Below are 7,928 nucleotides of genomic sequence, written 5' to 3' on the forward strand. Positions count from 1 at the left end.
CAACTCGTCCGGGTACTTCTTCGGTGCTGCCATGACTCTCATCCTCCGTGAGTTGAGAGCCTCCACCGAACCCGGGGCGCTTCACGCTGGAGGGGTGATCGCACTGGAAGACTGGGCTGAGATCCGTCGGCTGCACCGAGCCGAGGGTGTTCCGATCAAGGAGATCGCGCGCCGGCTGGGGTTGGCGCGCAACGCGGTCAGGGCGGCGTTGCGGGCCGGGGCGCCGCCGTCGCGCGAGCGTGGTCCGCGGGGCTCGGCGGTCGATGCGGTCGAGCCGCAGATCCGGGCGCTGCTCGCGGAGTTCCCGCGGATGCCGGCGACGGTGATCGCGGAGCGGATCGGGTGGACGCGGTCGCTGACGATCCTGAAGGACCGGGTCCGGGAGCTACGGCCGTTGTTCGTGCCGCCGGACCCGGCCGACCGGGTCGAGTACGACCCCGGCGAGGTCGCCCAGTGCGATCTGTGGTTCCCGCCGCAGCCGATCCCGGTCGGTGGCGGGGCCGAGCGGATCCTGCCGGTGCTGGCGATGACGTGCGGGTACTCGCGGGTCACGGACGCGGTCATGATCCCCTCGCGCAAGGCCGGAGACATCCTGGCCGGGATGTGGCAGATCCTGGCCGGATGGGGCGCCTGCCCGCGGACGTTGGTCTGGGACCGGGAGGCGGCCATCGGCGGCACGGGCAAGCCCACGATCGAGGCGGCGAGCTTCGCCGGGACGATCGGGGTCCGGCTCAAGCTCGCCCCGCCCCGGGACCCGGAGTTCAAAGGCCTGGTCGAGCGGCGCAACGGGTTCTTCGAGACCTCGTTCCTGCCCGGCCGGACCTTCACCTCGCCGCTGGACTTCACCGACCAGATCGGCGACTGGCTGGCGACGCGGGCGAACACACGGGTGCTGCGCTCGATCGGGTCGGTCAGCCCGGCCCAGCGGTGGGCCGCCGACCGGGCGGCGATGGTCGCACTGCCCCCGCTCGCACCGGCGATCGGGCTCACGCACCGGGTTCGGCTGGGCCGGGACTACTACGTGCGCATCGACGGCAACGACTACTCCGTCGACCCGCGGGCCATCGGCCGGTTCGTCGGAGTCGTGGCCACCCCGGCACGGGTCGTGGCGACCTGCGCGGGGCAGGTCGTGGCCGACCACGCCCGTGACTGGGGGCACGCGCGCACGATCACCGACCCCGAGCACCGAGCCACCGCGAAGCTGCTGCGCCACGACCTGGCCGCCCGTCGCCAGCAGCGCTCGACCCGCACCCACGGCGACGGGCACGTCGTGGCGATCCGGGCACTGCCGGACTACGACGCCCTGTTCGGCGTCGACTTCGACCCCCGCCCCGGCTCCGGAGCGGTGACCGCTGAAGGGAAGTAGATGACCACCATCGCGAACACCAGACCGGTCGGCGACCAGCTCGCCTCCAAGCTCGCCTACCTGACCCGGGTCTTGAAGACCCCGACGATCGGGCGAACCTGGGACACGCTCGCCGAGCAGGCGCGGGAGGCGAACTGGTCGCACGAGGAATACCTCGCCGCGGTCCTGGAACGCCAGGTCGCCGACCGGGAGTCCGCCGGGACCACGATGCGGATCCGCACCGCGCACTTCCCCGCGATCAAGACGCTGGAGGACTTCAACCTCGAGCACCTGCCCTCCCTCAGGAAGGACGTGCTCGCGCACCTGGCCACCGCCACGTTCGTGCCCAAGGCCGAGAACGTGATCCTGCTCGGCCCACCCGGCCTGGGAAAGACCCACCTCGCGATCGGCCTGGGCATCAAGGCCGCGCAGTCGGGTTGGTCAGTGCTGTTCGACACCGCGACGAACTGGATCGACCGCCTCGCCCGCGCCCACCACGGCGGCGCCCTGGAGGCCGAGCTGAAGAAGATCCGCCGCTACAAGCTGATCATCATCGACGAGGTCGGCTACATCCCGTTCGACACCGACGCCGCGAACCTGTTCTTCCAACTCGTCGCGTCCCGCTACGAGACCGGCTCCATCCTCGTCACCAGCAACCTGCCGTTCGGACGCTGGGGCGAGGTCTTCGGCGACGAGGTCGTCGCCGCCGCGATGATCGACCGCCTCGTCCACCACGCCGAGGTCCTCACCCTCGCCGGCGAGTCCTACCGCACCCGAGCCCGCCGCGAACTCCTCACCAAGGACCGCGACAAGTAGACCAACGAGCACGTCGGGGGGTCACTTCCAGTCCGACGACACGGGGTCAGTTCCAGTCCGACGTTGACACATGGTGCCCATGAGTGCGAGGTGGAAGAACCTGCGGTCGATGACGATGCCCGACTTGGACACGATCTCCCGGCCCTCGTTACGCCGACGGCCCGTGATGGCGGTCAGCATGTAGAGGGCCGGGACGTGAACCTCGTCCTCGTGCGGCATCGTCGGTCTCCTCGCCCCTGGGCTCAGACGCCGGAGGCGATCCCACCGATCATGTTGATGATGGCGTCCACGATCCGCAGGAACAGCGGGATCACGACGCTCGGCATGACGATGATCGCGGCGACCAGGAGCGCCCAGCCCAGGCTGCCCAGACCCTCGTTGCGACCCCGGAACTTGGCGAAGATCATCTTGACGATGACGAAGACGATGAACACCGCCGCCACGATGCTCAGGACCGTCATCAGGGTGCCGAAGCCGCCGGAGCCGGCCAGGCCGTTCCAGAAGGTGCTCCACCCGCCGGAGAGGTTGCTGTTCATGTCGTTCTACTTCCGCTCGAAGTTCTACCTACCCGGGACCATGCGGCACATGCGCCCCTGCACCAGGTGATGTGGGCGGGAGAGCGGAAGAACGTTCGAGGCGCTGACGGCGGGCCCAGGCTTGGTCGTCCCATCGCTCCACAATGGCCCGGTCGGCGTTCTTCGTCGTGCGGACAAGACGGGAGTCAACGACTCGGGCGGTCTCCCCGAGGACACCAAGACCCGCTCAGAGCCTGCACAGATGGTCCACGGCGCAGGGGAGCCCTGCTCGCTCGGCGCCGCTAGCGTGAGCCTGTGGACAATCCTGCGACGAGCATTCAGGAGCCCAAGGGGCGCGGGATACTCCTCAGAATCACGGTGGCGCTCGTTCTGTGTGCGGGGCTGGGTGCGCTCGTCGGCTTCGCGGTGCCGAACCTGCTCAGCTCTCGGCCTGACACTGCGAGTTCAGCCTTCCTTCGGGCCAACGGTGACCTGCCCTTGGCCGGGGGCCTTCACCTAGCCGGGGCCACGTCGGGCGACAACGGCTTCGCGGGAGCCGAGGGGCCGGTGACCCTGACCGTGACCCTTGAGATGGAGGGGCCTGCCACGTCCGTGTATGCGGAGAGCGCATGGGATGAGCTGCGCGAGAGCGCCGTGGATGTCGGCTTGCTCACGCAGGACATCGACCTCATCAAGGTCGTCGTGTACTCCACAACCCACGGGTACCCGACGGCGACGGCCACTCTTGCGCCCTGACCGGCTCAGGGGACCGGATTGCGCCCTGCGCGTGAGGCGATGATTGCGGACAGTCCGTGCCCGATGCCCCGGGCCTCACCCTCGGTGAGGTCACTGTAGGAGTAGTCCCGATCTGCCCCTTCGCGGATCAGTTCCATACGGGCGGCCGAGAGCGCGAGGTTCTCTGGGGTGTCCGGGGACAGCGTCAGGGCCATGGACATGGCGTTGGACATCGTGATGGTCGAGCTGCCGAACCGTCGGACGATGAAGGCCTCGTACCGCCAGGCCAGCCCGTTGACGTTGACCGTCTGCAGCGCCCAGGCCACGGCGGCGGCAACGTCACTGCCTGTGTCGACCTGGCGCCCCCGGGCATTGAACGCGTCGAGGTCCTGGTGCAGGTCGAGGCGGTCGAACGAGGCGGCCAGGCCCGGGGCGCTCCCGGGAGCCTGGCCGATCCTCGTGAAAGCCCAGTCGTAAGCGGCTTGGTAGGTCTGGGGAAGGCCGTTCTCGCGACTCTGTCTCAGGTACTCTCCCGTCGCCGTCCACAGGTCCCCCAGCCATCCCCCGACGTCCGCGAGTGTGACCACACCGGGGAGTGGAGGCATGCCCTGGTGCACCAAGGCGCCCAGAGTCGCCATTAGGTGCGGGCTGTAGGCCGCCTTGCTGCCTCCCGGGTCGTCGTAGCGCAACGCGAGCGGCCATGAGCCCGGCTCGACCATCTGGGCTCGGGCGTCGTCGACGAAGGAGTCGTCCACAGGGCCAGCAAGAAGTCCCCAGTTCAGGCCCTCGTAGCGGCCCTGCCGGAACGGGTAACTCATCAAGGCAGAGGGGTCCTGCCCGGTCGAGGCCGACCACGAGTTCGCCAGCGCTTGCAGACGCGCCAGCGAACGGGTGAAGGCCTGGCTGACCCGAGCTCCGTCACTACGGCCTGACGAGGCGACACGGTCGAGGCCCAATGACACGATCCCGGTACCGTTGCTCACGCTCGCTGTGGTTTCCTGGATCTGGTTGAAGGCCCAGTCCCGAGGCAGGGGGAAGCCGAGATTGCCCGACCATCCGCTCGAGAGCCCCGCTACGTAGCTGGCAGTCGCGAGGGCGAGGTCGGACAGGGTCGTGCAGACGTTGCGGGTGCCGTAGGCGCCGAGGCGGAACTCACTCCCCGCGAGCGCGTCACGGACGCCTTCGAAGTAGGGCACGACGTTGGAGGCGATCTGGTCGTCCGTTGCGTCGAAGTCGACTGCGAAGTAGATGATCGTCGAGTTGCCGAACCCGAGCGCGCGAGCCGCTTCGATCGCCGTAGCTCCGTCGGTCAGGCCGCGAGCACGTGTGAAGTAGGAGGAAGCCGAGCCGGTGGTCTGGAAGAAGGGGACGACGCCCATCCCAGCGGCCGAGACCATGGCCAACTCGTCCACCCGCATCCGTTTGTCGAGCGTCCCACCGGGTGCGTTCACCAGGTAGCGACCTGCGATCGTGTACCCCTGCGCTACCAGCGACGCCGCCATCGGCGCGGCGTCGATCGTGTCGTTGTCCGGCTGTGAGGCCAGGATCAGCGGAGTCGCTGTGTCGATGGCGGTCACGGGCCGGGTGGGGTCGCCGGTGGAGACGAGGAGCTCTGCCCAGGTCTGGTAGTTGCCCGTGCCGGTGACCTGGAGTGCGGCGAAGTCCTGGAAGGTGCTCGTCTCGGTTGAAGAGGCCGGCCCGAAGTTCCCGTCGAAGAAGACGGGGTACCCGTTGAAGGTCAGCGCGGCCTGGAACAGATGGACGAACTTGGTGACGCCGTCGACCGTACCGACGACTAGGGGCGGGCGGGCGGACAGGAGCGCTCTGGTGGTGGGCCCGAAGGCGCCGTTCGGGTCGCATCGTTGAGGCCGAGTTCGAACTGCAGGGCGTACAGCAGCCCGGTCTGGACACCGCGCGAGAAGCGGCCATCGGTCGGAAGGTACTGAAAGTTGAGCCGGCCGATGTAGGTCGCATTGAGCCACTGCTGGATGGAGCGGATCTCGACCGTTCCCGCGCCGACTCGGATGTAGGCGTCCATGGTCAGCAGGGTTCGGAAGAGCTTGGCGTCTACGGTCCCGAACCCGGGCCTGGAAGCGACGCCGAGATCGGTCTGGACGTTGCGCACCGCAGCGGTGAGGAGAGCACCGAAGTCGCCGTCGATGTTGCCGGCGCTGTAGCCCTTGCACCACATCGCGCACTGAAGGATCTTGACGACGTTGACCGGTGCACCGCTTCCGGTCGCGATCGGGGAGATCGCGGACACTGCGGCGGTTGTGCCTGGCCCGAAGGCGTTGGAGGGCGGTGCGACGCCCAACTCGATCTGGAGTGCTCGAGTCAGCGCGTACATCGTGGACCAGCCAGTCTGCCCGTTCTCCGGCGCGTCGACGAACCCCGGCTTTCCTCTGTAGGTGTCGTTGACCCACTCCTGCGCTTCAAGAACCCTGAGGTCCACTGCCACTTTCGCCTCCTTCCGAGAACACCCGAGCGTCGTGACTGGTCTGGGCTAGCAGGCGATGGTGGCGAGACGCTCCAGGAGGGTCTCGGTGAGGTAGGAGTCGTAGCCCTCGGGGAAGGCTGGCGGGGGCTCGACGGCGGGGTAGGCCAGGACGGCAGCGAGGCAGTGGGCGTCAGGTGTCAGCGCTTCTGCGGTCATTCCCCATCCGGGTTCGCTCACCAGGACGGTCGAGCCGTCTGGAAGCGGTGAGCGGTCAGCGGCCTGGGCGCCCAGTGGAGTGTGGGTCAGTGGGGTGTCCGAGTAGGTGACGCGGAAGGTGAAGCCCAGGCCGGAGGGATCCTCGTACCCTCCGCCCCAGTATTGCAGGTCCGGGAGCGCGTCCTTGGTCAGCACCCCGATCGTGGCGAGATCGGGGAACGGGTCGCCGGGCAGGACGAGGGCGGCGAACCGCTCGGCATCCTTGTCATCGAGATCGACCATGCCGCCTTCTCGCGCTTGTTTGAAGAGTGTCGAGACGGTCGGCACCTCCCCAGTGTCGGCGGGTGCTCGTCCGGGGGTCAGGCCGTCCGTGTCGGCACTCGCCCGGTCCGCATCGGGCCCGGAGGCGGTCACCTCCGGTGTTCCGCCCGGAGCGGGATCGGAACTACCCTCGCCAGGTGGGAGCGAGCTGCAGCCCGAGGCAACGATCGCCACCAGACCGCCGAGCGCGACGAGGACAAGTGGGCGCGCTCCTAGCCCTTGTCGCGAGGGCAACAGGCCGAGAGGACGCGTCACTGCCCCGACCAAGATGCTGTCCCTCTTTCGGGGGCGCCCCAGAGGCTCTCGTTCTGCGTTGACAGCGGGGCCGAGGCCGGGCACACACTCAGTCCACAACTGGAGAGCTGGACAACGGTGATGATGATCGGGCTCGGGATGTCGGAGAAGTAGTAGCAGGTCGTCGATGACGACACCGGGCCCCGCCAGGCAGACCACCGAGGGGTCCAGTAGCCCGTGTTCGACCACCAGACCCGTCCTCTTGTCTTGGCGGGGCACACACCTGCGGCGGCGCTATAACCCGGGATCGTCCCTGTGGCCGTGATACTGGTCTGGTTGTCCCCGACAGCGGCGTAACACGATGCTCGAACATTGCTGTCGAAAGCCTGTGTCCAGAGAACTCGGTACCAGTAGACGCTGGAGCACGTTCCGACGGAGAGGGGGGTGACGACCTCTGACAGGGCAGTGAGTGTCGAGTCGATGGCCTCGACCTGTGAGCGGTCAATCTGCTGAAAGTCAGACTCGTCCGGCTCGATCGTGGGCATCCAGTCATCGATGGGCCCTGCCCACTCGATGTCTTCGAGTGGCACCCACGTCCACGAGACGGAGGATCCCTCTGGAGCGTTGAGAGCGCTCTGGAGCGTCTCTTCAACGGCGAGTCGCACGTCCTCGTCCTGGAGCGCTTCGTTCACTTCCGGGGTGCGCAGTACCTCGATCGCATTGGGGAAGTCCGAAGCCACCTCCTCAAGAAGCGTGGGTTCGAGGGCCGGATCTTTTGGCGGGGGAGCGGAACTCCCCACCGTGCCGAGTACGACCGCAAGGGCGATCGCACAGACTACTGGGGCCTTCTGCCAAGTGCGCACGAGTCCTCCGTAACACCGTGGCGCCCCGCAGGACGCAGCGGTGCGCCTTCGTGTTGCGACTGCTTCTTCGATCGTGCCACGCGATCTTCTTCCTGTCAGCGGATTGGCTTCGAGACGGGCCTCGTCGGGGCGCTCGGACGCGCGGTGACGGGCACTGGCCGCCCGACGTGGAACTTGACGGACCCTATCCGCGACGCGCAAGAGGTCGGTGAGACGGGGTTTGAAGGCTCTTCCCAGATGAGGGTGTAGGTCGGCCGAGCGCGTCGGTCCGCAGATAGACGTCGAGGTCTCCCGACGATGGAGGTTCCTACGCCATCCATCCGAAAGACCTCGACGTGTCCGACGCTACCCCGCCGGCCGGCTTCGGCCGCCCTGACCTGACCGCCTTCGCTCGACTCGACGGCCTCGGTCTGAGCGTGACCGGACAACGACTTGAACCGGATCGT

9 protein-coding genes are annotated in these 7,928 nt (G+C 67.7%); 3 read left to right on the forward strand and 6 right to left on the reverse strand.

Annotated features, from left to right (window positions below; translation table 11 throughout):
• Positions 1-94 precede the first annotated feature (94 nt).
• Positions 95-1,366, forward strand: a complete 1,272-nt coding sequence (gene istA, locus FH969_RS14000) for an IS21 family transposase (RefSeq protein ID WP_139987777.1) — start codon at positions 95-97, stop codon at positions 1,364-1,366.
• Positions 1,367-2,161: an IS21-like element helper ATPase IstB gene (gene istB / locus FH969_RS14005; RefSeq protein WP_139987779.1), complete on the forward strand. Its 795-nt coding sequence runs from the start codon at positions 1,367-1,369 to the stop codon at positions 2,159-2,161. It abuts the gene before it with no gap.
• A 21-nt stretch (positions 2,162-2,182) separates the two neighbouring features.
• Here istB and FH969_RS14010 read toward each other — a convergent pair whose 3' ends face one another.
• Together FH969_RS14010 and FH969_RS14015 are read right to left on the reverse strand one after the other, a co-directional pair.
• A complete protein-coding gene (locus tag FH969_RS14010) occupies positions 2,183-2,380 on the reverse strand; it encodes a hypothetical protein (protein ID WP_108718648.1) in 198 nt (65 codons plus the stop codon).
• Between the two features lie 23 nt (positions 2,381-2,403).
• A complete protein-coding gene (locus tag FH969_RS14015; RefSeq protein WP_108718647.1) occupies positions 2,404-2,697 on the reverse strand; it encodes a hypothetical protein in 294 nt (97 codons plus the stop codon).
• A 294-nt stretch (positions 2,698-2,991) separates the two neighbouring features.
• Here FH969_RS14015 and FH969_RS14020 point away from each other — a divergent pair, with 294 nt between their 5' ends.
• Complete coding sequence (locus FH969_RS14020) at positions 2,992-3,432, forward strand: hypothetical protein (protein ID WP_108718646.1); 441 nt, start codon at positions 2,992-2,994, stop codon at positions 3,430-3,432.
• A 5-nt stretch (positions 3,433-3,437) separates the two neighbouring features.
• On the opposite strand, the gene FH969_RS14025 is transcribed toward FH969_RS14020, so the two are convergent.
• From FH969_RS14025 to FH969_RS14040, 4 genes are all read right to left on the reverse strand, one after another.
• On the reverse strand, positions 3,438-4,988 hold the full coding sequence (locus FH969_RS14025; protein WP_139987781.1) for a glycoside hydrolase domain-containing protein: 1,551 nt from the start codon (positions 4,986-4,988) through the stop codon (positions 3,438-3,440).
• Between the two features lie 218 nt (positions 4,989-5,206).
• A complete protein-coding gene (locus tag FH969_RS14030) occupies positions 5,207-5,869 on the reverse strand; it encodes a peptidoglycan-binding domain-containing protein (protein ID WP_139987783.1) in 663 nt (220 codons plus the stop codon).
• Positions 5,870-5,914: 45 nt separating this feature from the next.
• Positions 5,915-6,346, reverse strand: coding sequence for a hypothetical protein (locus FH969_RS14035; RefSeq protein ID WP_108718643.1), 432 nt, complete (start codon positions 6,344-6,346; stop codon positions 5,915-5,917).
• A 290-nt stretch (positions 6,347-6,636) separates the two neighbouring features.
• Complete coding sequence (locus FH969_RS14040; protein ID WP_139987785.1) at positions 6,637-7,482, reverse strand: hypothetical protein; 846 nt, start codon at positions 7,480-7,482, stop codon at positions 6,637-6,639.
• Positions 7,483-7,928 lie beyond the last annotated feature (446 nt).

The sequence above is a fragment of the Miniimonas arenae genome, assembly GCF_006351005.1.
In the GTDB taxonomy this organism is placed as follows: Bacteria; Actinomycetota; Actinomycetes; order Actinomycetales; family Beutenbergiaceae; genus Miniimonas; species Miniimonas arenae.